Source organism: Priestia aryabhattai, from assembly GCF_023715685.1.
GTDB lineage: Bacteria > Bacillota > Bacilli > Bacillales > Bacillaceae_H > Priestia > Priestia aryabhattai_B.
Genome location: NZ_JAMBOQ010000004.1, coordinates 384,805 through 410,438 on the forward strand (window position 1 = coordinate 384,805; position 25,634 = coordinate 410,438).

Here is a 25,634-nt window from a genome sequence, read left to right on the forward strand (position 1 = left end):
GGGGGTTTTTTATTAAGCGTACATGCTAGCTACTTGTTTTTGAAGGTCGCTGTCTTCTAAATATTCATCATACGTTGTTTGTTTGTCAATTACTCCATTTGGCGTAATTTCAATCACACGATTTGCAATCGTTTCAACGAACTGATGGTCATGAGATGTGAAAATCATTGAACCTTTATAGCTGATAAGTCCATTGTTTAGTGCCGTGATTGATTCTAAGTCAAGGTGATTCGTAGGATCGTCTAGTAAAAGAACGTTTGAACCGCTTAGCATCATTTTAGAAAGCATACAGCGAACTTTTTCTCCTCCGGAAAGAACGTTTGCTTTTTTCAATACTTCTTCACCAGAGAATAGCATTCTACCTAAGAAACCGCGTAAGAAGCTTTCGCTTTGGTCATTAGGTGAATACTGACGCAGCCAGTCTACTAAGGTCAAGTCTCCGTTTTCAAAGTACTCGGAGTTATCTTTAGGGAAGAATGACTGAGACGTTGTCACACCCCATTTGTACGTACCGCTGTCTGCTTCCATTTCGCCCATTAAAATCTTCATTAATGTGGAATTTGCAAGTTCATTGCGGCCTACAAGAGCAATTTTGTCATCTTTATTCATAATAAAGCTTACGTTATCAAGTACTTTTACGCCATCAATTGTTTTTGTTAGACCTTCAACGCGAAGTACGTCATTTCCAATTTCACGTTCCGGCGTGAAGTTTACGTATGGATAACGACGAGAAGAAGGGCGGATGTCATCTAATGAAATTTTATCAAGCAATTTTTTACGAGACGTTGCTTGTTTTGATTTCGATGCATTTGCGCTGAAACGAGCGATAAAGTTTTGTAGCTCTTTAATTTTTTCTTCTTTTTTCTTATTAGCATCTGACGCCATTTTTTGTGCTAATTGACTTGATTCATACCAGAAATCATAGTTACCAACGTAGATTTGGATTTTACTGAAGTCAAGATCAGCAATGTGCGTACATACTTTATTTAAGAAGTGACGGTCATGCGATACAACAATGACTGTGTTTTCAAAGTTAATTAAGAACTCTTCTAACCATTGAATTGCTTGAATATCCAAGTTATTCGTAGGCTCATCTAAAAGTAATACATCAGGTTTTCCGAATAACGCTTGTGCAAGAAGCACTTTTACTTTTTCACTACCTGTTAGTTCAGCCAATTTTTTTGTGTGAAGATCTTCAGAAATACCTAATCCTTTTAAAAGAATAGCTGCTTCCGATTCTGCTTCCCAACCGTTTAATTCAGCAAATTCACCTTCAAGCTCAGCTGCTTTCATTCCGTCTTCATCTGTGAAGTCTGCTTTCATATAAATAGCATCTTTTTCTTGCATCACTTCATAAAGGCGAGCGTGCCCCATAATAACGGTTTTCATAACTTCTTGATCTTCATATTCGAAGTGGTTCTGTTTTAAGACAGCAAGGCGTTCGCCAGGGCCCATATGTACATCACCAGTCTGAGATTCAATTTCACCAGATAAAATTTTTAAAAACGTTGATTTTCCAGCACCGTTTGCGCCGATTAATCCATAACAGTTACCAGGCGTGAACTTAATATTCACATCTTCAAATAACTTTCGGTCGCCAAATCGTAAACTTACATTACTAACTGTAATCATGTATGAGCAGTCCTCCAAATTCAATATCTATAAAATTATACCATTCTTTTTATATAAGAGCGATATGAATACAATATTTTAAACATAAAGTGTAACCGACACTTTAGGCACTCGTCAACCATTTACGGGATTTTTTGAGCGGTAAAACTTGATTGTTCTAGCATTCACCAAAACATTGAGTGACAAACCAGTATATTCAGGCATAGAGCAATTGTCAATTTTATATTCTTTTTCACATATATGCAGTATTCCTTTGTATAAGAAACAAAAAGAAGAATAATACTACCTGGTAAATAAAAGAATTTTCCATGGAGTTAATAACGATATTTTATGGTTACTTATTTCTAGGAACGCTTTTATATAGACATAAACAGGGTGATTAGTATGTGGAAATCAATTATTTCCTACCTTCCAGAATGGCCAGTTTTTATACAATCGTTTATGGTGTTTGTCATCCCATATATAATTTACAAATTATTTAGTGGGATTCGCAACTCAGAGGAAGAGTGATGAAAGTGAAGAAATGGAAATCCAAAATTAGACAACTAGGAAACCATACTAACGAAAAGCAAAACAAACAGGAATCTGTACCTCAAGATTCAACTAATCATTTTACTGATGATTTCACTTTAAATCTAGAAGTACTTAGAAAAGAAATTGGTCATAACTCAGATGTTCATTTTAGGGATTTTATTATAGGACGTACCGATATTCAGGCAGCTATTATTTTTGTAGAGGGACTATCAGATAAAGATCTTATTGATAAACATATTTTGGCATCATTGATGGCTGATTTTTCAGCAGAATACCAACAGGGACAGCCATATGTAAAAGAAAACCTTTCAAAGCAATTTATTAAAAGCCAAGTATTATCAATCAGTGATGTAGAAGAGGTTCATTCTATTAAAGATTTAACATCAAAAGTCTTAACAGGCTCTACTGCGCTTTTGATTGACGGGTTATCACGTGCATTAATTCTTGGTACAACTAAAGTAAAAACAAGGACGATTGAAGAGCCGGTATCAGAAGCCTTAGTGAGAGGTCCACGGGTAGGCTTCACTGAATCTTTAAGTGATAACACATCTCTTTTAAGAGGAAATGGGGATATTGAGAATTTGTCGCTAGTGAAATTCCAAGTAGGAAAGCGTTCTAAAAAAGACCTTGTTGTCGCTTACATAAAAGAGGTCGTTGATCCACAATTAGTAAAAGAGGTAGAAAAACGGATTAAGAAAATTGATGTTGATAATGTTCCAGAATCAGGTTATGTCGAACAACTTATTGAAGATAATTATCTTAGTCCTTTTCCTCAGGTACAGAACACCGAGCGTCCTGACCGTGTAATTGCTGCTTTGATGGAAGGGCGAGTAGCAATTTTATTAGATGGAACCCCTTTTGCTTTGATTGCTCCGGTTACATTCAGCATGATGTTACAGTCACCCGAAGATTATTATGAAAGGTGGATTCCTGGCACGTTCATTCGTTTCCTTCGTTATATTGCAGTAGTTCTTTCTCTTTTTACCCCGGCTTTGTATATTGCTTTTATCTCGTTTCATCCAGGGCTAATTCCGACTAAGTTAGCTATTTCTATTATAGGAACGAGATCTGGGGTTCCCTTTCCAGCTCTTATCGAAGCGCTATTTATGGAAGTAGCTATTGAAATTTTGAGGGAAGCCGGACTCCGGTTACCAAAGCCAATTGGTCCTGCAATGGGGATTGTCGGTGGGTTAATCATTGGAGAAGCTGCTGTTCAGGCAGGGATCGTTAGCCCCATTTTGGTAATTATAGTGGCGTTAACTGCAATTTCATCGTTTGCCATTCCTCAGTACAGTGTAGGGATTACATTGCGTATTCTTCGCTTTGTGGCCATGCTTTGTGCTTCCATTCTTGGGCTATATGGCGTTATTTTATTTTTCCTTTTCATGATGAGTCATTTGGTGAAACTAAAAAGTTTTGGCGTACCTTATATGAGTCCTGCTGTCCCTTATCGTTTAAGCGAATGGAAAGACTTGATGGTCCGTATGCCTCTTATGATGATGAAACGACGTCCAAAGATGATGCATACCAAAGATCCTTTACGAAAAGGGTAGCTTACGATGAAAGGAAGTGAACCATGGGTAATGATCAATTCAAACGATCGTATCACCACATCTCAAGCATCTGTGGTTGTTATCAATTTTATACTTGGAACAGGGATTCTCAGTTTGCCACGGGCAGCTGCAGAAAAAGTGAAAACACCTGATATTTGGTTAAGTGTTATTTTAGGTGGGATAATCGCCATGATAGCGGGAGTAATCATGGTGAAATTAAGTCAACGGTTTCCTGAAAAAACCTTTTATCAATACAGTCAAGAAATTGTGGGGAAATGGATAGGAAAGCTATTTGGTTTCTTCGTTACGGGTTATTTTTTAGTACTTGGTGGTTTTCATGCCCGTGCATTGGCAGAAGTAACAGGATATCTATTGTTGGAAGGAACCCCTAAATGGGCTATTATTATGCCCTTTATGTGGGCAAGTCTCTATCTAATCAGAGGGGGGATAAATCCAATTGCTCGTCTGTTCGACATTATATTACCTATCACAGTTATTCTTTTCTTGTTAGTAGCGTTTATGAGTATCAAAATATTTGAAATAGATAATCTGCGCCCGGTACTAGGGGAGGGCATCATCCCTGTACTGAAAGGGGTAAAGACAACCGCTCTCGCATTCACAGGTCCTGAAATTATGCTGCTAATACTGGCATTTATGAAAGAGCCGCACAAAGCAGTAAAAGCTGTGCTGGTTGGCGTTATGATTCCTTTGTGCCTTTATGTCATTGCAGTCGTGATGGTTATCGGAGCGTTATCAGTGGATGGAGTCGTCACGAGAACATGGCCAACCCTTGATCTCATACGAAGTTTTGAGCTAACTGGGTTAATCTTTGAACGATTTGATTCCTTGTTGCTCGTAGTATGGATTATGCAGATGTTTACTTGCTTTAATATCGGTCACTATAGCGCTTCTTTAGGCCTATCACAACTTTTCCAGAAGGATATTCGTCTATTTATGTATGGTTTACTTCCCATTATTTATCTTATTTCCATGATTCCTAAAACTATCAATGATGTGTTTAAACTAGGAGATATGATTGGCAATGTTGCCTTGGTTTTATTTGGCGCTTTGCCGCTGCTTCTTCTCATCATTTCAAAAGTAAAGGGAGTAAAGTATGAAACAAACGTATAATCATGTACAGTTCTTAATGGTTTTGCTTTCTGTTCTTTTGCTCTTGCCTCTAACAAGTTGTTGGAGCAGTCATGAAATTGAAGAGCAAAGTTTAGGGGTAGGTATGGCATTTGATAAAGCTAAGGAGTCCATAATTGAAAAAGAATTGGATGAGCAAGGAGAAGGGTATCCCAAAAAGAACCTAATTACTTCAACCTACCAACTGATCACTCCCCAGGTGGCAAGTTCAGCCACTAAACAAGGAGGTTCCCAACCGAAACCTTACGTAAATGTGTCTGGAACAGGAGATTCTCCTTTCCAAATGCTTCGTGAATTGTCTTTGAGCAGTGACACTCCTTTAACCAGTCCTCATATGAAAGTGATGGTTATCAGCGGGGCCCTTGCACGGGCGTACAGTTTAGAACAATTAGTGGATCAAAATCTTCGTAACAATGATTTTAGACCTAGTTGTCTTGTGTTTATTAGTAAAGGGAGAGCCAGCGACACATTAGAATCAAAAACAGCAGGAGAGATCCCAGCTTTTCATCTGTATGGAATGATAGACAATACATATCGAACAACACGAATTTTACCGCCTATGCCGCTTATTAAATTAGCGAGCAAGATTCAATCAGGGTCTAGTTTTCTGTTGCAAAATGTATTATCAGCAAATGGAGAAATCAAATTTGCTGGTGCTGCCATAATTAAAGGGAAAACAAACAAAATGATTGGTTTTTTGAATGAAGAAGAACTAGATGGTCTGACTTGGATCACAGGAAAAGGGAAAGGAGGGCTAGTGAAAACCTTTGATAAAAAGACCAGTCAGCTGATCGTATATGAAATAGAATCTATGAAAAGTCATATTGAACCTCATGTTAGAGGAAATAATATCTCTTTTGATGTACATATTGAATCAGAGGGACGGCTGTCTGAAAATTGGGTGGTCTCCGGAAACCCTTTAAAAAACCAATTTTTACAGAAGGCGCAAAAAACTTCAGAAAAAAAAGTGAAGCATCTCGTAAGAAACACAGTAGAAAAAATGCAAAAAGAATATAAAGTCGATGTGGCCGGATTCGGAAATCAATTGAGAATTAAGAGGCCTAGGGTATGGATGAGGGTCAAAGACAATTGGGATCAAACGTTTAGTGAAGTACCGATTAACTATGATGTGAAATTAATAATTAAAGATTATGGAACGTCAGGATCAAAAAAGTGAGTATCTAAGTTTAGCTTTGCTTGTTTTGATCTCAGAAATAAAAAAGCCCAAAGGATAACCTTAGAGCTGGCTAAAAAATATTCCCCCTATATTCAGTACGAAACTTCGAGGAGAAATGGTAAATAAGAGCTGTCCAGAACCGGCAGCTCTTATTTGTTATTCAAAAATATAAGCAAGCGCTTGAAGAGCCTGTTCCGGCGTTTCGACTACAACTTGCGCTTTGTTTGACAGTTCTTTAAGCGGGTGGTGCAGTTTTTCAGGGCGAACCAAAATTAGCGGTTTATCTAATGAAATGGCTGTCGCAGCATCCATTGCGCTGTTCCACTGCTTGTATTTTTCGCCAAATAAAGCAATGACCACATCAGATTTTTTCAGCAGCACCTGCGTACGTAAATTATTAATTTGGGAAGCAGCTTCATCTTTTAAAACAGCGTTAGGCTGTTTTCCTAAAATTTCTTCTCCAATGTTGTCGGAGCGGTCATGGTCTGCCATCGGACCAACAAACGTAAGGGGAAGGTTTAATTGCTCCGCTTGGTTTTTAATTTCGTCTCGCCAGTTATCGTGAATTTGCCCGGCAAGGTATACAGTTAAGTTCATTATGTAAAAGTCCTCCTCTAACTGATAGTTAATATTTGTTTTATTTTATCAAATGTAAGCGGATAATACGAATGATTTGAATGGGGTGCTTTACCAAAAAATAAGGTTATGGTAGACAAATAGATAAAAAAGAGAAACAATAGAAGGCGTATTGCTAATTAAAGAAAGGATGTACATGATGACAGAAACAGTGCTACAAGTAGATCATGTCAGTAAAGTAATTGGGAAGAAAACCATTTTGCATGATGTATCCTTATCCGTTAAGCGCGGTGAGATTTTTGGGTTGCTTGGTCCAAATGGTTCTGGTAAAACAACGCTAATTCGAACGGTAGTAGGGCTGATTAAAGAAACAAAGGGAACGATTACCGTCAATGGCTTTCCTTTAAAAGAACAGTTTACATCAGCTATGAAATCAATTGGAGCGATTATTGAAAACCCTGAGTTTTATGATTATCTGACGGGCTATCAAAATTTAAAACACTTTGCTAATATGCATGAAGGGATCACATCAGAACGTTTGGATGAAGTGATTGCTTTAGTAAAGCTTGAAAACAGCATTCATGCAAAAGTGAAGACGTATTCTCTTGGAATGAGACAGCGTTTAGGAGTAGCTCAAGCTATTTTACATAAGCCTGCATTGCTTTTACTAGACGAACCAACAAATGGTCTAGACCCAGCGGGAATGAGAGAATTTCGTACATATTTACAAACGCTTTGCACAGAAGAAGGAATTTCAATCTTAATCGCGAGCCACTTATTAAAAGAAGTAGAAGCATTGTGTGACCGCGTTGGTATTATTCAAGATGGTGAGTTAAAAGCAATTCAAGATCTATCTCCAAATCGTCAAGATCAAGGAATGTATGTAGAATTTGAAGTGTCTGACGCGCAAAAAGCAGTGGATCTTTTAACACAAGAATTTGAAGTGACGATGAGATCAGATATTATCGATGTAGCGATTGTAAAAGAGCAAATTCCAGCTGTGAATAGAAAATTAGTGGACAGCGACATTTTAGTCTACCGAATTACCCCTGTTTATGAGACGCTTGAAGATTCGTTTATGTCCGTTACGGAAGGAGAGCACCATGCTTAAGTTAATTCAAAATGAACATATGAAATGGTTTCACAAAAGAAGTACAAAAATCACGCTTATTACAATTGGCATTTTAACTCTTTGTATGGCTCTTTTAATGAAGAAAGTGGCAAACAGTGCAGGGACAGAAGAAAACATTTTGAACTTCCTGTCATTTAGTTCAGGTATGCTGATTCTTGTTCAATTTTTCGCTCTTGCTGTGGGGGGATCGATTGTTTCAAAAGAGTTTGAAGCAGGTACTATTAAGCTTCTTTTAATTCGCCCGGCTAGACGTTCAACGATTTTAACATCCAAGTACATAACGCTCATTTTAATTAGCTTGTATTATTTACTGAGCTATTTACTTTTTTCGTTTGTATGGGGAGCATTGTTCTTTGGATTTACCAGTCTAGAAGGAGATGCGCAGCTGCTTAAACATATTACGCTTACGTATGACAGTGCGTATATGGAAACGTTCATGATGATGACGTTCGCATTTATGCTGTCGTCTTTATTTAGAAATAGCGCGCTTGCTTCAAGTTTAGCTATCGTTGTGAGTATCGGTGCGAAAGCTGTAACCCGATTAGTATCGGAGCTAGATTTATGGTGGGGGAAATTTTTATTATTTGCCAACACGGACTTTGTGCAGTATATGGACGGAATGAAGCCGATGTTTGACGGAATGACAATTCCATTTTCAATCTTTATCTTAATAGCGCATTTTGTCTTCTTTATGGGCGTAGCATGGGTAGCGTTTTTGAAACGTGACGTAGCTAATTGATGTGAGAATTTTCGCACTATATATTTTTCTAAAATAGCATTTGACAATTAAATAAAAAGAGATTACAGTAGTGAAAGACTATTTTTAAAACAACTACAAACTTCTTATCAAGAGAGACGGAGGGACTGGCCCTATGATGTCTCGGCAACTGGCTGTACGCAGTGCGGTGCTAAATCCAGCAGACGATGTTTCGTTTGGAAGATGAGAAGGGTAATCTTATGATACAAATAAGAGACCTCTTCTTATCAATAAGAAGAGGTCTTTTTTATTACGTAAACAAGAGGTGTTAAGAATGGAACAACAAAAAGGAAACGGCTGGGCGCTGTTACCGCTGGGCGTCTTTTTAGTCCTGTTTGTCGGATCAGGAATTATAACGGGAGATTTTTATAAGCTGCCGGTATTAGTAGCTATCATCATTGCAGCCATTGTGGCGCTGGCTATGAACCGCAAAGATTCACTTAATGTAAAAGTTGAACGTTTTGCTAAAGGAGCAGGGCATCCTGATATCATTATTATGGTGCTTATTTTCATTTTAGCAGGTGCTTTTTCCGAAGTCGCTAAAGGCATGGGAGCTGTTGATTCAACGGTAAACTTAGCTCTGTCTGTGCTTCCGCAAAGCTTAGTGGTAGTCGGAATCTTTGTTATTGGCGCATTCATTTCAATTTCGATGGGAACGTCAATGGGAACAATCGCTGCGTTAGGGCCTATCGCTGTAGGAATCAGTGAGCAAGCGCATGTATCCATTACACTGGCAATTGCGGCCGTTGTTGGTGGTGCAATGTTTGGAGATAATTTATCCGTAATTTCTGATACGACCATTGCAGCAGTTCGTACGCAAAAAACAAATATGACAGATAAATTAAAAGTAAACTTTTTTATTGTACTTCCTGCAGCGATCGTTACGGTGATTTTATTGCTTGTAATGACGCTTGGCAACACGTCTTCAGTAGAAATTAAAGATTTTAGCTGGTTTAAAATCTTGCCTTATATCGGTGTGCTAGCAGCGGCAATATTTGGTGCAAACGTATTAAGCATTTTAACCGGAGGCATTGTACTAGCCGGCGTGATCGGATTAGCTGACGGAAGCTACACGCTTTCTTCTCTTGCTAAAACTGTGACAGAAGGTATTGGCGGAATGTCGGAATTAATTATTTTATCTCTTTTAATTGGCGGAATGGTTGAGCTAATTCGCTATAACGGCGGTATTAATTTCTTATTGAACTTATTAACACGGCGCATTCAAACAAAAAAAGGCGGAGAATTCAGTATCGCTGGATTAGTAAGTTTAACAAATTTAGCAACGGCTAATAACACGATTTCAATTATTACGGCAGGTCCGTTAGCGAAAGAAATCTCTGATAAGTATTCAATTGATAATCGTAAATCAGCCAGTCTGCTCGACTTGTTTTCATGCAGCGTTCAAGGGCTTATCCCTTATGGTGCACAAATGCTTCTAGCAGCAGGATTTGCCAAAGTGTCACCGATTGAGATTATTCCATTTACATTCTATCCAATGTTAACAGCGGTTTGCGGTATCATTGCAATTGTAATTGGTTTTCCTCGGTTAAATAAAAAATCAAAATCATCTAAAGAAGCTGCGTAATGCCAAACCCTTAAAAAGAATGTTCTTTTTAAGGGTTTTTTACTGTTTGAAAAAATCAGCTGGCTTTTCTTTGTCTAACTCCTTCCAAAGCGTCTCATTTTGTTTAAGTGCATAAGCCGCTCCTCCAATCTCAATTCCGCATAATAAAATGAATAATAAAATACCCATAAAATGACCTCCTTACGTAAATGAATAAAAACACGATTGTAACGGGTTTAGCTTATTGCTATTTCACTTTATAATGAGAATAAAGTATGAAACGCGTTTCAGCGCAAGAGAAAAAGGTGAAAACATGACAAATATCCGAGATATCGCAAAAAAAGCTGGTGTATCTGTTTCAACTGTATCCCGGGTGCTAAATCATCATCCGTATGTAAAAGAAGAAAAGCGCCGGCTGGTAGAAAAAGTTATTCAAGAACTTAATTATGAACAAAACATTAATGCGGTTCACTTATCAAAAGGAAAAACGAATATGATTGCCGTCGTATTACCCTTTATTAATCATCCGTATTTCAGCCTGCTTTTAGAAGGAGTGGCCTCTCAAGCGTTAGAAAAGCAGTATCAGCTTGTTATTTGTCAGACGAACTATGATTTAAAAAAAGAAGAAGAAGCGCTTCATATGCTAAAAACAAAGCAAGTTGATGGAGTGATTATTTGTTCTAGAGCAAGCAGTTGGAGCACAATTGAATATTATCAGCAGTACGGGCCGATAGCCGTGTGCGAAAACGTACAGAATCGTTCTATTCGCTCCGTATACGTCGATCATTATGCAGCTTTTCAGCAGGCGCTTATGTATTTAAAAGAAAAAGGATATAGGGATATTGGATATTGTATTGGAAGAATGACTGGTACAAATAGTCAACAGCGGCAACAAGCATACAAAGAATATGTAAAAAGAATAAATCAGCCTTATCAGCCGGAATGGGTTTTTCAAGACTGTTTGAACGTGACAGATGGTGAAAAAGTGGTAAAAAAATTGGTGCAGATGAAAAATCGACCTCAGGCGCTTTTAGTCACAAACGATCAAGTGGCTATCGGAATAAAAGCTCAGTGCGAACAAGCTGGTATTTCAGTTCCTGGCGATTTAGCTATCATTGGTTTTGATAATCATCCACTTTCTTCTTATTTACAAATCACAACGATAGAACTTCCTCTTAAGGAGATGGGCGAAACGCTTTTTACATTAGTTGGAAACAAGGTGCCTCAGAAAGTTGAGCTACCTTTTCGATTTATTGAGCGTGAAAGTGTATGAATTCTTGAGGGTCTCACCACATGGTTTTACCGGATAAAATGAGCAAAAGCGGACATCATACGAGTAAAGGAAGAAGAAAAGGATGATGATCGTGGAGAAAAAAGAATATCAAGTGGGAGATCAAGTATTTGTTATTTACCGAAATCCTCATACGGCAAACGTTGCTAATATTAATCAAGCTGAAATTGTGGAACATCCTGAAAATAAAGATGAAAAAGCGCTGTTTTTACATGAGTCTTATCATTTGTTAGCTGAAGATGATGCCGTGTATTCAACGTATGAAGAAGCCGAAAAAATGTATAACAAGATATTTGATTATGAACAATATGATTGACGCAAGGCTCTCCTACACGGAGAGTCTTTTTTGGTCTGAAAAATAATTACCAAGGATATAGTCTTTTTATTTTTCAAACGCTATTAGTATAAGAAAAAAGGAAGTGTACATGATGATAAAACCTTTTGTACCTCAGTTAGTATACATTGAGCCAGGGGCAATGGAGTATCCGCTTGGTGTTCAATTAAAAGAAAAGTTTGAGAAGATGGGAATTGAGATTCGTCAAACAACTTCTCATAATCAAGTACGTAATATACCGGGAAAAAACGATTTACAAAAATACCGCAACGCTAAATCGACTTTAGTGGTTGGCGTGCGTAAAACGTTAAAATTTGATACATCTAAACCGTCAGCGGAATATGCAATACCGTTTGCAACAGGATGTATGGGGCACTGTCACTATTGTTATTTGCAAACAACAATGGGAAGCAAACCGTATATTCGCACATACGTGAATGTTGAAGAAATATTAGATCAAGCAGAACAATATATGCAGGAAAGAGCCCCTCAAATAACGCGTTTTGAAGCGGCTTGTACATCTGATATCGTAGGAATTGATCATTTAACGCATTCATTAAAGCGCGCTATTGAATATTTTGGGGAAAGTGAACTAGGTCAACTGCGCTTTGTGACTAAATTTCATCACGTGGATCATTTGTTGTATGCTAAGCATAATGGCCGCACGCGCTTTCGCTTTAGTATAAATGCCGATTATGTTATTAAAAACTTTGAACCTGGTACATCTCCTCTTGATTATCGGATTGAAGCTGCTAATAAAGTCGCAAAAGCTGGATATCCACTTGGCTTTATTGTTGCTCCTATTTATATTCATGAAGGATGGCAGGAGGGATATCGTCAATTATTTGAAAAGCTTGATGCTTCTATACCTGAGGAGTCAAGAGATGATATTACATTTGAAATGATTCAACATCGCTTTACCAAGCCAGCCAAACGGGTGATCGAAAAAAACTATCCCAAAACGAAGCTTGAGATGAATGAAGAAGAGCGCCGCTACAAATGGGGGCGTTACGGAATTGGAAAGTATGTATACGCGAAAGATGAAGAACAAGAATTAAGAGAGACATTGGAATATTACATTGATCAATATTTTCCGAATGCGAAAATCGAGTATTTTACGTGATTATTCTACAGTAATTGAAAAGTTATTTTGATACGTTAGCCAAAATAGCTTTTCAATTTTTAATGTGAAAAATAAATTGCTTGCTAATAAGTTGAAAAAAGAGGTTATTTTTATCTCTTGTCGTATTACATACATAAGGGAGGTGACTGAGATGTTAAAAAACGAAGAGTTTGTGCTAACAAAAGAGTTAACAAAAGAACAGCAAGAAGCTGCACGAAATTTTATTCACGTATTGTTCAATGCAGATTTATCTGAATTTTGGAACATATTATGTGATATCGATAAGTCTCGTATTTACGGCTTGTATGAAGCAAACCATTATTATGATTCAGATATTGAACTACATGGATTTGTACAAGAAATAAGAGATAACGTAAGAGCTGTTTATGCGCCTCTTCAAGGGCAACGGGGTATTTCGACGAAGGTTCGATATACAAACGAAGGAAAGATGTATGTATACATATTAGGAAGTGGCGAAAACCCGAAGGTATATCCAGTTGGATTAATGCCTGAAACATATATCGAAGAAGAACGTTTTTCTCAGCGGCTCCAAATTAGCATTTATAACGATGAGTTTCGGAACGTTGCCCTATAAACAATATATAGGTGGAAAAAGAAAGAATAATAAAATTAATTTGTTAAAATAGCAATATTTGGGGTATGTAATAGGTATAACACTAAAAAGGGGTGAAAGAAATGCATTATTATCGTATTTCAGAGGGAGACCATGAAGAGTATTGTGAAACGATTCTGCTTCATGAAAAGAAATTTTGTAAAGAAACATTTCAATCTATGGTGCGAGAAGCAATGAACAATAAGCCCGGTAAAATTGACCGTGTGGATATTGTTAAATATTTAATTGGTCACCACAGTTTTCAAGTAGCCCACATCGAAGCGGGGTTTCATAGTACATACAGCGAGAAAGTGACATAAAAAATGCAGCACATCCTATACAACGAACTTTTCTTTTGAAAAGGGCGCTGTATTTTTTTTTGCTAAAAATGGAATGCTTCTAAGAGTTATTCCTTTTAATGGTATAATAGTTAGTTATTGTAAGATTTATATATAAAAAAATCACAAATGCTTTAAAGAGAAAGGGTGAGGAACTATGGAAAGAGAAAGAATAGAAGAACTTGAACGAAAAATAAGCAGTTTAGAAGAAGACGTAGCCAAGCTAAAGTCGCTCGTATATAAAACGAATGCTCCTAGACCAAAAGCAGTTCACGCTCCTTCTCAGCTGCGCCAGGAGACCGCTAAACGTCCTGCTCAAACAGTAGCTAAAAGCTCACAGACGATAGAAGAACCTGTTGATTGGGAAAAAATCCTTTTTCAAACATGGCTGCCAAGAATTTTTATTTTTGTATTTATCATTGGCGTGCTATGGGGATTTAAAGCAGCCTCTGACTATGGGTTAATGAATGAAAAAGCAAAAGTTGTTCTCGGTTTTGTTGTTTCGATAGGTTTTGCTGTGACAGGTCATTTCCAAATTAAAAAGGGAAGGTTGGTGCTGGGGCAAGTACTTGTAGGAGGAGCTATTCCTATTCTCATGTTAACGACGTTTGCGATGCATAGCCTGTATCATTTAGCGGGACCAACGCTTGCTTTTATACTAAATGTGAGTTGGATTATCCTGGGGATTATCGCGACAGTCTTTTATCGTTCGCAGGCGTTAGGTATTATTAGCGCGGTGGGAGGCGTACTAGTTCCTTTTCTTATTGAAAGTAATTCGCCTAATGCCCTGGTTTTCATTGGCTATGAAACGCTTCTGTATATTGCCTTTTTATATGTGGCAGTCAAACAAAAATATTCAATTTTATATGTGCTTTCGGCGGTACTATTAAATCTTACGCTACTCATTTATTACTCGTTTGTTGGTGATAATGGTGTAAAAGAATTATTAGGTATGGCGATTCTTATTCAGCATTTATGCTTAATTTCTAGTTTTTTTCTATCACAGTCCGTGCTGCAAGTATATGCGTTTACCCTTCTATCGAGTTTAGCGGTTACGTACGGCTGGCTACTGGCCATTTTTGACGATGGTACGACCACAATGGTGCTGCTTGCGTTAGTTATTATTTACGCATTAGGTGTTTACGCAGTAAGAAGTTCTAAAGAGAAATTTGAATTTTTTATTACCTATTTAATTGTTGTAGTAGCGTTTTTTATTCATCAGCTCATCGATTTAAGAGAAGGAGTCATTTTATATGTTATTCAAGGGCTTGCTGTTTACTATATAGCCATGACGTATAAAAATATACTTCATCAACTATTTTCTTATACGATTTATATACTGAGCGCAACGTATATCTTAGTTACACCAATCGAACGAGTGGTGTCTCTTCCTACATTAAATTGGCTTGTTGTGTTAGCTTCTATTCTAGTATTTATATGGATCAGCATTCAAAAAACAGAAAAAGATGAGCATGATACGTTCAAAATTGGGGGGAGTATTGTTTTTTCTATTCTTTCCTTAATTTTCGCAACGGAAGTTACGGCCGCTGGCACCAATCATCTTTCCGCTAATCCACAAACGCTTATTATGACGGCCGTTTGGTTAGGGCTATCCATTGCTGCATTCGTAATAGGATCACTTCAAACGTTTAAAACAGCAACGTATATCGGCGTGGGCATTTTGTTCTTAACACTCTTTAAACTCGTTTTATATGATTTACCTTTTATCCCAATGGCTATACGGGCCTTGTTATTTATCGTCTTAGGAGCTATCGGTTTAATTATCTCGCGACTATTTTATAAAAAGAAGTAGCTAGAAGCTGAAGAGAAATTCTTCAGCTTTATTTATTATAATATTATTATGTAAACTTGATCTTGAAGTCGTACAAAAAGTATACAATCATGTATAATGGAACAAGTGAATTGGAGGTATACATAAAATGAAATCACTTGTATTAGCAGAAAAGCCAAGTGTAGCACGTGATCTTGCGCGCGTACTTGGCAGCACACAAACAAAAAAAGGGTATATTGAAGGGCCAAAGTATGTCGTAACGTGGGCACTCGGTCATTTAGTTGAATTACAAACACCAGAGGATTATGATAACCAATATAAAACATGGCGATTAGAAGATCTACCAATCATGCCTGAGAAAATGAAATTAAAAGTAATTCGTAAAGTGAGCTCTCAGTTTCGCACAGTATCCGATCTAGCAAAAAGAAAGGATATTGGAGAATTAATTATTGCGACTGATGCAGGGCGTGAAGGAGAGCTTGTTGCACGCTGGATTATGGAAAAGGTGCGCTGGAACAAGCCGTTTAAACGCCTTTGGATTTCGTCTCAAACGGACAAAGCAATTCGTGATGGATTTAAACAGTTAAAACCAGGAAAAGAGTTTAATCGTTTGTATGACTCAGCGGTTTGCCGTTCAGAAGCCGATTGGCTTATCGGTTTAAACGTCACGAGAGCGTTAACGACTAAATACGAAGAACCATTATCGGCAGGACGGGTCCAAACACCGACGCTTGCGATGATAATTGAGCGTGAACAGGTAATCAACACATTCAAACCTAGTGAATATTGGACGCTTACAGCTCAGTTTTCATCGTTTGAAGCAGCTTGGCAAAAGGGCAACGAAAAGCGCATTTTTGATGAAAAATGTGCAAAAGAACTGCACTCAAAATTATCAGGTGAAGCAGTTGTGAAAACAATCAAGCGCAAAATGCATAAAGAAGCGCAGCCGCTTCCTTATGACTTAAATGAACTGCAGCGAGATGCTAACAAACGCTTTAACTTCTCTGCTAAGAAGACATTAAATGTACTTCAAAAGTTATATGAACAGCATAAGTTAGTAACGTATCCACGTACAGATTCTCGTTATTTAACAACAGATATGGTTTCCACAATGAAAGAGCGTTTGGAAAGTATCTCTGCTGTATATAAAGAAGAGGTTCGTCCAATTTTAAGAAATGCGCAGCTGCCAAAGCGAGTGGTTAATAACGAAAAAGTAAGTGATCACCATGCTATTATCGTAACGGATCAGCCTGTGTTCTTACAGGACTTATCAGCAGATGAACGAAAGCTGTATGACTTAATTGCAAAGCGATTTATTTCATTATTTTATCCTGCATATGAGTATGAAGTGGTCAAAGCAGAGCTTGAAGTAAATGGGGAACAGTTAGTAGCAAGCGGAAAGCAAGTCGTAAATGCAGGCTTTAAAAAAGTTTCTGGTGGAGAATCAGAAGCAACGGTGAAGCTACCTGATATCAAAGAAGGCAGCAAGCTGCTCATTCAGGATGTAACAATGAAAAGTGCATTTACAGAGCCACCGCAGCGCTACACAGAAGCAGATCTTCTTGGACAAATGGAAAAACATAATTTAGGTACGCCGGCAACACGTGCAGATATCATTGAAAAGCTTTTGCAAAATGAATCCATTGATCGCCAAAATAACCGTCTGCATGCAACTAAAAAAGGAAAGCAGCTGATTGACCTAGTAGCGGATGAGTTAAAGTCGCCTGAGCTTACGGCTAAGTGGGAACGTGACTTAGAAGCAATTGCCAAAGGCAAAGGAAATGCAAAAGAGTTTTTAACAAATATTCGCGAACAAACAGAAAAGCTTGTTAGGCAAGTAAAAACAAGTAATCAAACGTACAAACCCCATAATTTAACGGGCTCTAAATGTCCGGAATGCGGTTCGTTCTTGAAAGAAAAGAAAACAAAGCAAGGAAGAGTGCTTGTTTGTTCAAGCCTTGAGTGCAGCTATAGACGCGCGAAGGACCCTAAACTATCGAATCGACGCTGTCCGCAGTGTCATAAGCGAATGGAAATTCACTCTGGAAAAGCAGGGATGTATTTCCAATGTCGTTCATGTCAAGTAGCGGAAAAAGCTGAGGACAAAAAGAAAAAGATTTCAAAACGAGAGGAACGAAAGCTTCTGAACAAATACAACGATGACGGAGCATTTGGTTCAAGCTTGGGTGATGCTTTGAAACAAGCTCTCCAAGATAAAGAAGATAAGTAACGTAGAAAAGTGCGATACCGCTGTATCGCACTTTTTGGTATAATATGGTTTGTTCGATAAGTAAACAAGGTGGCATGGAGCAATGAAAAAAAGAAGCAGGGGAACGGATCGTTTAATCGCATTTTTTATAACAGGAGCAATGGTACTAATCATTTTAGCTATCTTAATGGGAAGCTACTTTTTTGGTTTTATAGGCTTTGTTAGAGTGATGGGAGTCGAATATGAGTCTTACTGGGCTATTTGTCTATTTCTACTTTTTATTTTTATCTTTGGCTCTATCACAGAGCTTTTTTCAAAGGCACTTATTTTTTAAATAAAGAATGCTGGACTGAATAAACTCTTATTTGTAACACTTGTAGCTTTTGTTGATATATTCTTTACTTTTCTAGCGGTTTATATAGCAGACTTGCTTGTGAGTGGAATTTCTGTATCTATTTTAGCGATAACTCTTTTATCCGTCTTATTTTTTTGTTGGAGAATGCATTGGATAGTGAGTTTCTACGTAAAAAATAAGCTGATGAAAAAACTCATCAGCAAACGCACGTTGTGATATTCACAAGCAAGAAAAGTGCAGCTAAAAAACGTGTTATATCAAGTGTTGAAGCTATATGAATCAGCCTGTAACATATTTTTTTGAAAAAGTATGTGATTTTTTTCACATATCTCTTGAAAAAGAACAAACATGTTTGTATAATAAGAATTGTAAAAGATATGTGAAACATTTCACAATATATGTGAAAAACTTCACAATAATATATTTTCTATAATCCTAAGGGGGATATCATCTATGAAAATTGCAGTAGTAGGGTGTACACATGCAGGAACAGCAGCAGTAAAAAACATGGCAGAACTTTATCCAGAAGCTAAAATTACAGTTTATGAGCGAAATGATAATGTTTCATTTTTGTCTTGTGGAATTGCGCTCTATGTAGGAGGGGTCGTAAAAGATGCAAATGGTTTATTTTACTCTTCCCCGTCTGAATTGCAAGAGATGGTTGTAAATATGAAAATGAAACATGAAGTTACAAATATTGATACAGATGGTAAAAAAATAGCTGTACGAAATTTAGAAACAAACGAAGAATTTGAAGATACATTTGATAAATTAGTTATGACAACTGGATCATGGCCGATTATTCCAAACCTTGAAGGCATCGATTTAAATAATGTTTTGCTTTGCAAAAACTATCAGCATGCCAATCATATCATTGAAAAAGCGAAACAAGCGAAGAAAATAGCCGTAATTGGTGCGGGTTATATTGGTGCAGAATTAGTAGAAGCCTTCGAAGTGTATGGGAAAGAAGTCACGTTTATTGATAGTGCCGATCGCATTTTAAATAAATATCTTGATCCAGAATTTACGAACCTAATGGAAACTGAGTTTGAAAATCGCGGAGTTACATTAGCATTAAACCAAGCGGTCACTAAGTTTGTAGGCAGTGAGGGATCTGTTGAAAAAGTAGTGACAACTGAAGGTGAATACGAAGCAGATCTTGTTATTCTGTGTGTTGGCTTCCGTCCAAATACAGATTTAGTAAAAGGGCAGGTAGACATGCTTCCAAACGGCGCCATTGTGGTTGATGAATATATGCAAACAAGCAAAAAAGATATATTTGCTGCCGGAGATAGCTGCGCTATTTACTACAATCCGATTAAAAAACATGCTTATATTCCGCTTGCTACAAATGCGGTTAGAATGGGAACATTAGTAGCTCAAAACCTTGTTAAGCCGACGATTAAGTATATGGGAACACAAGGAACATCAGGGTTGCATATTTATGATTACAATGTTGCATCTACCGGCATAACAGAAACAGCAGCTTCTCTTTTTGACATGAATGTGAAAAGCATCACAATCTCAGAGAATAACCGACCGGAATTTATGCCAACGTACGAAAATATTACGTTAAAAGTAGTATACGAAGAAGAAACGAGACGAATTGTAGGCGCCCAGGTTATTTCCAAAATTGATGCTACTCAAGCAATTAACACATTGTCTGTATGCGTACAACAGGAAATGACCATCGACGAGCTTGGATTTATGGACTTTTTCTTTCAACCGCACTTTAATAAGCCTTGGCATTTCTTAAATCAAGCAGGCCTTCAAGCGCTTCAAGCATAAAAAAGCAGGTGACTACCTGCTTTTTTTATGTGGATTTTATTATCTTTTTTACTTTTATTTTAGTAGGTCTAAAGCGGATCCAGCCTATGATAAGAAGGATAAAAGGATATAAAGCCCCTACGAAAAAACTATAGGGAATCCACGTTTTTGTATCCCATTCCTTTTGATAAGAAACGCTTGGATACACGATAAGGGAAAGAGTAATCATGATGAGTGCCACTGGAAAAGAAAATAGTTTGTAATCTGTTATATGAAATACATTGGCAAACCCAAAAAGAGTAGCGTAAAAGTAAATGCAAAGCTTAAAAAAGAGAGTAATAAACCACAAAATAGCAATGACTACTTCAATTCCTTGAAGAAAGTTTCCTACATCAATTCTTCTTCCTAATTCATAGCTTGGAAACATTGTGATTTGGGAGTAATAAGGACCAAGTACTAAAATTCCGAGTGAAATTAACGTCACCCTCACCATTCCACCGGCTATATTACCTATATAAAAAGATTGAGTTGCCTTTCTCGTGTCTGGTGTGTGTGAAGGGAAAATCATAAGCAGAATGGTATAAATCAAGGAACTCATGCTCAAAAACGTTAAAACAGCACGAATAAAAGCTTTTGGATGTATTTCGAACACGGGCTGAATATGCTCTATTTTAATTTGAGGGATCATAGATAAAATAAGAAGCCCAAATAATCAGACAAACCAAGGAAATAAAATCTCTGTACTTCGTGCCATAACTTCTATTCCTAGGCGCACTCCTACGATGACCACACCCATAAATGCAATGTGGATGGCTGTAAGCGGCGTGTAAGGAAGAATTTGAGCGGTAAGAAAATTCCCTACATAGTAAAGAACTTGACTGCTGATAAATAAATTGGATAACACAAAAACAGCAGAACAATCTTTCCAAATATTTTGCCTGAAATTTTTTCGTTCATTTCTATAAGCTTAAGCGTTGGAAACATTTTTCCCAGTGAGGTAAAAAGCAAAACTAAGCCAATTCCTGATGCTACTCCAAAGAGTGCTGCAATCCAGGCATCTTGATGAGCATCAGCTGTAATAGCGGCAGGCACAACAATAATCGTGCTTCCAATGCTATATAAAGTTACCAGCTTGCGAAACTGCACAGCTGAAATGTTGATTTCATTAAGCAAAATGAGCACATCCTTGTGCCATATACACTAATTAAGTAATCCAACAGAATAATAAGTGACTTAAAGGTTGAAACATTACTTCTATCCAATCAGAAGGGTTCGGTAAAGGCAGCCGAAAGATTTTTGCAATAGCTATCATGATACTGATTGTCATGAACACAATAAAAATTTTCCGTTCCTTTTTATGAGAGTGTTGAGGTAATCTTTTTATTTCCATCCATATAATCCCTGCGCAAATGATCAAAAAGGAAAGAAACAAGTGCATGGAGTCAACCCCAATACATTTTGTCGTTCACATAAGCTATTCGTATGATGTCTGCTAAAGAAAGCGATTATACATTTCTGTAAAATATAGAAAGTATTTCAGGAGATATCGGGAGCTCTTAAATAATAAAGAGATTTGTTATGAGGAATATTTACGCAGCTTTAACCTGTTGAAGAGTCGTATGAATAAGTAGAAAAATGCCACACTAAAGAGTGAACAAATGGAAAGGAGCACTATGATGAAAAAATTCCCATATAATAAAGATAAACAACAATCGTTTCAAGCAGCACAGCAGGGGCATAAAGAAGCAGTAGATGCATATGAACAGGCAAATGAAGCTAAAAATGATGCATCGTATGGACATGAAGCAAAGCAAGCGATAGGTGAAGTGAATGAAGCTTCTCAGCAAATTGAGAACGCGCTTGAAAATGCTTCTGAAACACAGCGTCAGCGTTTAACAGAGTTTCAGCAAGATATAAAAGATATGGAGAACGACCTTAATCAATAAAAGAACCGCTGTTTTACCTAGAGCAGGTTCACAATAGGATATAAATTGTAAAAGCAGAAGGGAAATACCTTCTGCTTTTTCGAGTTAGAATTCAGGGAAGCGGACGCACATAACATTGGTTGAAATCTTGATTCATTCTTCTTTTATAAGGTATAGAAGTTAAAAAGTTAAGAATCCTAATAAAAACACAACAATAAGAATGGAAAGGGATTGTGACAGGAAACATGCTAATAAATATACTAATAATGATTGTCGTATTGTATTTCATATATGTATTCGTAACTGCAGTGGTACTGTTTTATGTCCCTTTGCATAAGGGAAAAGACTTAAAAGTAATGAATACTGAGAATTTCTACGGGAAGAAAGAGTCCGCAGACCGAGTTATGCTTTTAGAAAACGGTTATTTTTCAGGACTTGTTCGGATGCAGATGATTCAAGAAGCGAGGCATACAATCGATATTGCGTACTTTTCGATTGGTAAAGGTCGTTCTTCGGATTTACTTATGGGCGCTTTATTCGAAGCCGCGGATCGAGGTATACGTGTTCGAGTGCTGTTAGACGGGATCTCTCATGGGTTAAAAGGCAAGCGGAAAAATGTTCTTTATGCTCTAGCTTTCCATAATAATATTGAATTAAAGTACTATGAGCCCTTTACTATTTTTAAACCTTGGACATGGCATAATCGTCTTCACGATAAAATAATAGTAGTCGATGGCCAATTAGGTATTATTGGAGGACGAAATATTGGAGATAAATACTTGGCCAGTCAACCAGATAAAAATTTTGTCTATGACCGTGATGTGCTGATTTATAACACAAAGCAAGAAAATCATAGTGTCATTCTCTCAATGGAGAAGTATGTGGAGAAATTATGGAACCACCCGTATACATGCAAAGCTTTTCGGCAGCTCAAGAAAACTAAACAATTTCGTGGCCTTTCAGGAAAGAAATTGTTAATAGATCAATACGAAGAGGCCAAAAAAGCAAACGAACCTTTTGTCCATCCTTATATTGTATGGAGAGAATCAACGATGCCTACAAGAAAGGTTTCTTTTATTACAAATCCTATTGAAAGAATTAATAAAAGCCCTTTTATATGGAAAACATTTATTAAGCTTGCTGAGCAAGCTGAAAAATCCATTGTCGTTCAAAGTCCTTATATGGTACCAACAAAAGAGATGGAACAGTATATAGATAAGCGAGTAAAACCTAAAGTGCAAAGAATTATTTTAACTAATTCTATTACATCCACTCCAAACGCTATGGCTTTTTCTGCATACTTGGGAGTAAGAAATCGCGTCATAAAGACTGCTTCAAAGCTTTATGAATATCAAAAGCCTTATTCAATTCACGGGAAATCTGTTGTTTACGATCAGCGTTTGAGCGCAGTTGGTTCTTTTAACTTAGATTCACGCTCTGTATTTTTAAATACTGAATCCATGGTTATGATAGATAGTGAAGAATTTGCAGCAGAGTTAACAGGAGCTATTGAAACTAAGGTTTCACACAGTATGCTTGTGGGGAACGAGGGAGAACCTGTGGATTTTAATACGGATTCTCAAAAAAGCGTACCTCCTATGAAATCTGCACTCCTACATATTCTTTCAGTCTTCACGAGATTTTGGAGACATTTTGTATAGTTCAGCGCCTTGTCTAAAAAAGGCTTTTGCAGCAAGTCTCTAAAAATAAATAGTAGAGATTAAAAGGTACAACAACTGGTAAAGGGGTAATGTAACAAGCGGTGATATGCCTTACAGTTTTTTTGAAACCGCTAGTACTAGTCGTGATTCATAAAAAGACCTATTGACGAAATTTCATATATGTTTTATTATGATATAGCGTCGTTAATAAACGAGGCTCTTTTGAAGAAATCATTTCTAGGGGCATAGTTTAAAGGTAGAACTACGGTCTCCAAAACCGTCAGTGTGGGTTCGATTCCTACTGCCCCTGCCATTTTGGAGCTATCTTTTAATTCACACGCGGGTGTGGCGGAATTGGCAGACGCGCTAGACTTAGGATCTAGTGTCTTATGACGTGGGGGTTCAAGTCCCTTCACCCGCATCTTTACTTTCATATATGCGCGGAAGTAGTTCAGTGGTAGAACACCACCTTGCCAAGGTGGGGGTCGCGAGTTCGAACCTCGTCTTCCGCTTCATTTCAAAAGCAGTTTGCATGTGCAAACTGCTTTTTTTTGTTGTAGAAATAAAGGGTTTTATTGTGCTGTTTTTACTTAGAAATATTTTATTAAAGCAGTGCTGCTTATACGTGTTGTTTTCATGAATATACACATAATATTGAGGTTACATTAAAAGCTAATGAACTATACGTAAAGACATCTAATATGGTTTTTAAGATAGGGGAGAGTCCTATGGAATCTAGTTGGTTTTCAATTATACCGTTTTTAATTGTTATTCCAATAGCTATTTTCACCAAACAAGTGCTGCCAGGGTTGTTTTTGGGCTTACTAGTAGGCGCTTATTTGATTGATCATTCGATTGTCGGAGGTGTTGAAAAATTACTTCACTACGTTGTACAAGCTCTTAGAAATAAAAGTAATATAGAAATCGTCGTCTTTTTATACGCGTTTTCAGGGCTTATCGGGATGATTAAGATGGCTGGAGGAGTTAAAGGATTTGTGGAAACAGCTGCAGAAAAAATTGATACAAGAAAAAAAGCCCTTATTTTAACCTATGTTTCAACCATTGGAACATTCAGTGCTCCTACATTTCGTTTTGTTACGATCGCGCCCATCATGAGAGCGCTACTGAAGAAAGTGAAAATGACGACAGCAGAGTTAGGATTTGTTATTGAAACAACTGCTACTCCTGTCATCGTCTTAATTCCCGTGGCAACGGCATTTGTAGGATATATGGTGTCAATCATTCAAATGGCGATTGATCATCAAGGCATAAAACAAGACGCGTATTCTTTATTCATTCAAAGCATTCCTTATAATTTCTTTTCGATTGTGATTATTTTAGTAGGAATTTATTTCAGCTTTCTTCATCATTCAACATCTACTGCTCCTATGAAGCTGGAAGAAGACGAAAAAGATTGGCATGACTGTCATCCTTGTGTCTCGAAGGATTTACCTTCTAAGCCTTGGAATCTGCTAGTACCTTTACTTGTTGTAATTTCGTTGACCTTATTTTTAACATGGTGGAGCGGTCACCATAAAAGCCACACCTTTTTTGAAGCGTTTATTAAAGCAGACGTGCTGGAAGCGATGGTAGTAGCTTTGATTATGACTACGTTAATTACCCTCATTTTTTTCCTATTTCAGCGCTTTACCCTACATGATTTGCTTAATGGTTTTATCACAGGAGGCAATGACTTAATGTCCGTTATTCTTTTGTTATCGGTAGTATGGGGATTATCCGCTGTTACAGAAGACTTAGGGTTTTCCAACTTTGTGACGGCACATTCCAAGTGGATTCCTCATATGTTCATCACTCCTTTTATGTTTATCTTTGGAGCTGCTATTTCTTACTTTATCGGGTCTGCTTGGGGAACGTGGGGGATTTTAATGCCGCTTGGCGTATCACTTGCGAGTTCTGCAGATCTTTCTTTGCCGCTAATTATCGGGGCGGTGTTTGCTAGCGGTTCATTTGGAGCGTTTTCTTCGCCTTTAAGCGACGATACGAATACCATCGCCAAAATATTAGATTTATCTGTTATTGAATATGCCAAGTATAAATTAAAGCCGGCTTTAATTGCAGCGGGAATAACAGTTGCCTTCTACCTTATTGTATCTTTCCTGTTTTGAATAAGGGAAACAGTTATCTATTCTCA

General features: G+C 37.4%; 23 protein-coding genes, 3 tRNA genes and 1 riboswitch. Of the genes, 21 read left to right on the top strand and 5 right to left on the bottom strand.

Annotated features, from left to right (window positions below):
- Positions 1 to 12: 12 nt before the first annotated feature.
- Entirely contained in the window at positions 13 to 1,632 is a 1,620-nt protein-coding gene (locus tag M3225_RS20560) for an ABC-F family ATP-binding cassette domain-containing protein (RefSeq protein ID WP_251396694.1), read from the bottom strand.
- 509 nt (positions 1,633 to 2,141) lie between these two features.
- Here M3225_RS20560 and M3225_RS20565 point away from each other — a divergent pair.
- The 3 genes from M3225_RS20565 to M3225_RS20575 are packed head-to-tail and all read left to right on the top strand — an operon-like array spanning position 2,142 to position 6,045.
- On the top strand, positions 2,142 to 3,719 hold the full coding sequence (locus tag M3225_RS20565) for a spore germination protein (protein WP_251396696.1): 1,578 nt from the start codon (positions 2,142 to 2,144) through the stop codon (positions 3,717 to 3,719).
- A gap of 6 nt (positions 3,720 to 3,725) precedes the next feature.
- Positions 3,726 to 4,850, top strand: coding sequence for a spore germination protein (locus M3225_RS20570; RefSeq protein WP_251396698.1), 1,125 nt, complete (start codon positions 3,726 to 3,728; stop codon positions 4,848 to 4,850).
- A complete protein-coding gene (locus tag M3225_RS20575) occupies positions 4,834 to 6,045 on the top strand; it encodes a Ger(x)C family spore germination protein (RefSeq protein WP_251396700.1) in 1,212 nt (403 codons plus the stop codon). The genes M3225_RS20570 and M3225_RS20575 overlap by 17 nt, the downstream gene beginning before the upstream one ends.
- 156 nt (positions 6,046 to 6,201) lie before the next feature.
- Here M3225_RS20575 and M3225_RS20580 read toward each other — a convergent pair whose 3' ends face one another.
- On the bottom strand, positions 6,202 to 6,642 hold the full coding sequence (locus tag M3225_RS20580) for a YtoQ family protein (RefSeq protein ID WP_251396702.1): 441 nt from the start codon (positions 6,640 to 6,642) through the stop codon (positions 6,202 to 6,204).
- A gap of 178 nt (positions 6,643 to 6,820) precedes the next feature.
- On the opposite strand from M3225_RS20580, the gene M3225_RS20585 reads away from it, so the two are divergent.
- The 3 genes from M3225_RS20585 (at position 6,821) to M3225_RS20595 (ending at position 10,095) form a co-directional block, all read left to right on the top strand.
- Positions 6,821 to 7,732, top strand: a complete 912-nt coding sequence (locus M3225_RS20585; protein WP_251396704.1) for an ABC transporter ATP-binding protein — start codon at positions 6,821 to 6,823, stop codon at positions 7,730 to 7,732.
- Positions 7,725 to 8,492, top strand: coding sequence for an ABC transporter permease (locus M3225_RS20590; RefSeq protein ID WP_251396706.1), 768 nt, complete (start codon positions 7,725 to 7,727; stop codon positions 8,490 to 8,492). Before M3225_RS20585 ends, M3225_RS20590 begins: the two co-directional genes overlap by 8 nt.
- Positions 8,493 to 8,593: 101 nt before the next feature.
- A riboswitch (SAM riboswitch) is annotated at positions 8,594 to 8,700 on the top strand.
- An 84-nt stretch (positions 8,701 to 8,784) separates the two neighbouring features.
- Entirely contained in the window at positions 8,785 to 10,095 is a 1,311-nt protein-coding gene (locus M3225_RS20595; RefSeq protein ID WP_251396707.1) for a Na+/H+ antiporter NhaC family protein, read from the top strand.
- Positions 10,096 to 10,134: 39 nt separating this feature from the next.
- Here M3225_RS20595 and M3225_RS29670 read toward each other — a convergent pair whose 3' ends face one another.
- The gene (locus M3225_RS29670; RefSeq protein ID WP_285885812.1) at positions 10,135 to 10,263 is read right to left on the bottom strand and encodes a hypothetical protein; all 129 of its coding nucleotides are present in this window, start codon (positions 10,261 to 10,263) and stop codon (positions 10,135 to 10,137) included.
- Between the two features lie 124 nt (positions 10,264 to 10,387).
- Between M3225_RS29670 and M3225_RS20600 the strand changes: the two genes are divergently transcribed.
- The 9 genes from M3225_RS20600 (at position 10,388) to M3225_RS20640 (ending at position 19,917) form a co-directional block, all read left to right on the top strand.
- Positions 10,388 to 11,347, top strand: coding sequence for a LacI family DNA-binding transcriptional regulator (locus M3225_RS20600; RefSeq protein WP_251396709.1), 960 nt, complete (start codon positions 10,388 to 10,390; stop codon positions 11,345 to 11,347).
- An 85-nt stretch (positions 11,348 to 11,432) separates the two neighbouring features.
- Positions 11,433 to 11,681, top strand: coding sequence for a transcriptional regulator SplA domain-containing protein (locus M3225_RS20605; RefSeq protein ID WP_374109845.1), 249 nt, complete (start codon positions 11,433 to 11,435; stop codon positions 11,679 to 11,681).
- Between the two features lie 112 nt (positions 11,682 to 11,793).
- On the top strand, positions 11,794 to 12,822 hold the full coding sequence (splB, locus tag M3225_RS20610) for a spore photoproduct lyase (RefSeq protein ID WP_251396713.1): 1,029 nt from the start codon (positions 11,794 to 11,796) through the stop codon (positions 12,820 to 12,822).
- Positions 12,823 to 12,973: 151 nt separating this feature from the next.
- Positions 12,974 to 13,417 carry a hypothetical protein gene (locus M3225_RS20615; protein WP_251396715.1) on the top strand — a complete coding sequence of 148 codons (444 nt, stop codon included), beginning with the start codon at positions 12,974 to 12,976 and terminating at the stop codon, positions 13,415 to 13,417.
- A gap of 101 nt (positions 13,418 to 13,518) precedes the next feature.
- The gene (locus tag M3225_RS20620) at positions 13,519 to 13,755 is read left to right on the top strand and encodes a hypothetical protein (RefSeq protein ID WP_013056931.1); all 237 of its coding nucleotides are present in this window, start codon (positions 13,519 to 13,521) and stop codon (positions 13,753 to 13,755) included.
- A 175-nt stretch (positions 13,756 to 13,930) separates the two neighbouring features.
- Complete coding sequence (locus M3225_RS20625) at positions 13,931 to 15,586, top strand: DUF2339 domain-containing protein (RefSeq protein WP_251396717.1); 1,656 nt, start codon at positions 13,931 to 13,933, stop codon at positions 15,584 to 15,586.
- A gap of 127 nt (positions 15,587 to 15,713) precedes the next feature.
- Positions 15,714 to 17,795 (top strand): DNA topoisomerase III, encoded by a 2,082-nt coding sequence (locus M3225_RS20630; protein WP_251396719.1) that lies wholly within the window; start codon positions 15,714 to 15,716, stop codon positions 17,793 to 17,795.
- A gap of 82 nt (positions 17,796 to 17,877) precedes the next feature.
- Complete coding sequence (locus tag M3225_RS29975) at positions 17,878 to 18,108, top strand: YrvL family regulatory protein (protein ID WP_374109844.1); 231 nt, start codon at positions 17,878 to 17,880, stop codon at positions 18,106 to 18,108.
- 474 nt (positions 18,109 to 18,582) lie between these two features.
- Entirely contained in the window at positions 18,583 to 19,917 is a 1,335-nt protein-coding gene (locus M3225_RS20640; protein ID WP_251396721.1) for an FAD-dependent oxidoreductase, read from the top strand.
- Between the two features lie 25 nt (positions 19,918 to 19,942).
- Here M3225_RS20640 and M3225_RS20645 read toward each other — a convergent pair whose 3' ends face one another.
- A complete protein-coding gene (locus tag M3225_RS20645; protein ID WP_251396723.1) occupies positions 19,943 to 20,584 on the bottom strand; it encodes a GerAB/ArcD/ProY family transporter in 642 nt (213 codons plus the stop codon).
- A gap of 170 nt (positions 20,585 to 20,754) precedes the next feature.
- Positions 20,755 to 21,069: a GerAB/ArcD/ProY family transporter gene (locus M3225_RS20650; protein WP_251396725.1), complete on the bottom strand. Its 315-nt coding sequence runs from the start codon at positions 21,067 to 21,069 to the stop codon at positions 20,755 to 20,757.
- Between the two features lie 503 nt (positions 21,070 to 21,572).
- Between M3225_RS20650 and M3225_RS20655 the strand changes: the two genes are divergently transcribed.
- The 6 genes from M3225_RS20655 (at position 21,573) to M3225_RS20680 (ending at position 25,608) form a co-directional block, all read left to right on the top strand.
- Positions 21,573 to 21,842 carry a hypothetical protein gene (locus M3225_RS20655; RefSeq protein ID WP_014460213.1) on the top strand — a complete coding sequence of 90 codons (270 nt, stop codon included), beginning with the start codon at positions 21,573 to 21,575 and terminating at the stop codon, positions 21,840 to 21,842.
- Between the two features lie 245 nt (positions 21,843 to 22,087).
- On the top strand, positions 22,088 to 23,482 hold the full coding sequence (locus M3225_RS20660; protein ID WP_374109846.1) for a phospholipase D-like domain-containing protein: 1,395 nt from the start codon (positions 22,088 to 22,090) through the stop codon (positions 23,480 to 23,482).
- A 239-nt stretch (positions 23,483 to 23,721) separates the two neighbouring features.
- Positions 23,722 to 23,795, top strand: a tRNA-Trp gene (locus M3225_RS20665).
- A 26-nt stretch (positions 23,796 to 23,821) separates the two neighbouring features.
- Positions 23,822 to 23,903, top strand: a tRNA-Leu gene (locus tag M3225_RS20670).
- Positions 23,904 to 23,922: 19 nt separating this feature from the next.
- Positions 23,923 to 23,994 (top strand) — tRNA-Gly (locus M3225_RS20675).
- A 216-nt stretch (positions 23,995 to 24,210) separates the two neighbouring features.
- Positions 24,211 to 25,608: a Na+/H+ antiporter NhaC family protein gene (locus M3225_RS20680; RefSeq protein ID WP_251396729.1), complete on the top strand. Its 1,398-nt coding sequence runs from the start codon at positions 24,211 to 24,213 to the stop codon at positions 25,606 to 25,608.
- Positions 25,609 to 25,634 lie beyond the last annotated feature (26 nt).

Coding starts and splice junctions, on each gene's coding strand:
- M3225_RS20560 (WP_251396694.1), bottom strand. CDS start 1,632: ATGATTACAGTTAGTAATGTAAGTTTACGATTTGGCGACCGAAAGTTA.
- M3225_RS20565 (WP_251396696.1), top strand. CDS start 2,142: ATGAAAGTGAAGAAATGGAAATCCAAAATTAGACAACTAGGAAACCAT.
- M3225_RS20570 (WP_251396698.1), top strand. CDS start 3,726: ATGAAAGGAAGTGAACCATGGGTAATGATCAATTCAAACGATCGTATC.
- M3225_RS20575 (WP_251396700.1), top strand. CDS start 4,834: ATGAAACAAACGTATAATCATGTACAGTTCTTAATGGTTTTGCTTTCT.
- M3225_RS20580 (WP_251396702.1), bottom strand. CDS start 6,642: ATGAACTTAACTGTATACCTTGCCGGGCAAATTCACGATAACTGGCGA.
- M3225_RS20585 (WP_251396704.1), top strand. CDS start 6,821: ATGACAGAAACAGTGCTACAAGTAGATCATGTCAGTAAAGTAATTGGG.
- M3225_RS20590 (WP_251396706.1), top strand. CDS start 7,725: ATGCTTAAGTTAATTCAAAATGAACATATGAAATGGTTTCACAAAAGA.
- M3225_RS20595 (WP_251396707.1), top strand. CDS start 8,785: ATGGAACAACAAAAAGGAAACGGCTGGGCGCTGTTACCGCTGGGCGTC.
- M3225_RS29670 (WP_285885812.1), bottom strand. CDS start 10,263: ATGGGTATTTTATTATTCATTTTATTATGCGGAATTGAGATTGGAGGA.
- M3225_RS20600 (WP_251396709.1), top strand. CDS start 10,388: ATGACAAATATCCGAGATATCGCAAAAAAAGCTGGTGTATCTGTTTCA.
- M3225_RS20605 (WP_374109845.1), top strand. CDS start 11,433: ATGATCGTGGAGAAAAAAGAATATCAAGTGGGAGATCAAGTATTTGTT.
- splB (WP_251396713.1), top strand. CDS start 11,794: ATGATAAAACCTTTTGTACCTCAGTTAGTATACATTGAGCCAGGGGCA.
- M3225_RS20615 (WP_251396715.1), top strand. CDS start 12,974: ATGTTAAAAAACGAAGAGTTTGTGCTAACAAAAGAGTTAACAAAAGAA.
- M3225_RS20620 (WP_013056931.1), top strand. CDS start 13,519: ATGCATTATTATCGTATTTCAGAGGGAGACCATGAAGAGTATTGTGAA.
- M3225_RS20625 (WP_251396717.1), top strand. CDS start 13,931: ATGGAAAGAGAAAGAATAGAAGAACTTGAACGAAAAATAAGCAGTTTA.
- M3225_RS20630 (WP_251396719.1), top strand. CDS start 15,714: ATGAAATCACTTGTATTAGCAGAAAAGCCAAGTGTAGCACGTGATCTT.
- M3225_RS29975 (WP_374109844.1), top strand. CDS start 17,878: ATGAAAAAAAGAAGCAGGGGAACGGATCGTTTAATCGCATTTTTTATA.
- M3225_RS20640 (WP_251396721.1), top strand. CDS start 18,583: ATGAAAATTGCAGTAGTAGGGTGTACACATGCAGGAACAGCAGCAGTA.
- M3225_RS20645 (WP_251396723.1), bottom strand. CDS start 20,584: ATGATCCCTCAAATTAAAATAGAGCATATTCAGCCCGTGTTCGAAATA.
- M3225_RS20655 (WP_014460213.1), top strand. CDS start 21,573: ATGAAAAAATTCCCATATAATAAAGATAAACAACAATCGTTTCAAGCA.
- M3225_RS20660 (WP_374109846.1), top strand. CDS start 22,088: ATGATTGTCGTATTGTATTTCATATATGTATTCGTAACTGCAGTGGTA.
- M3225_RS20680 (WP_251396729.1), top strand. CDS start 24,211: ATGGAATCTAGTTGGTTTTCAATTATACCGTTTTTAATTGTTATTCCA.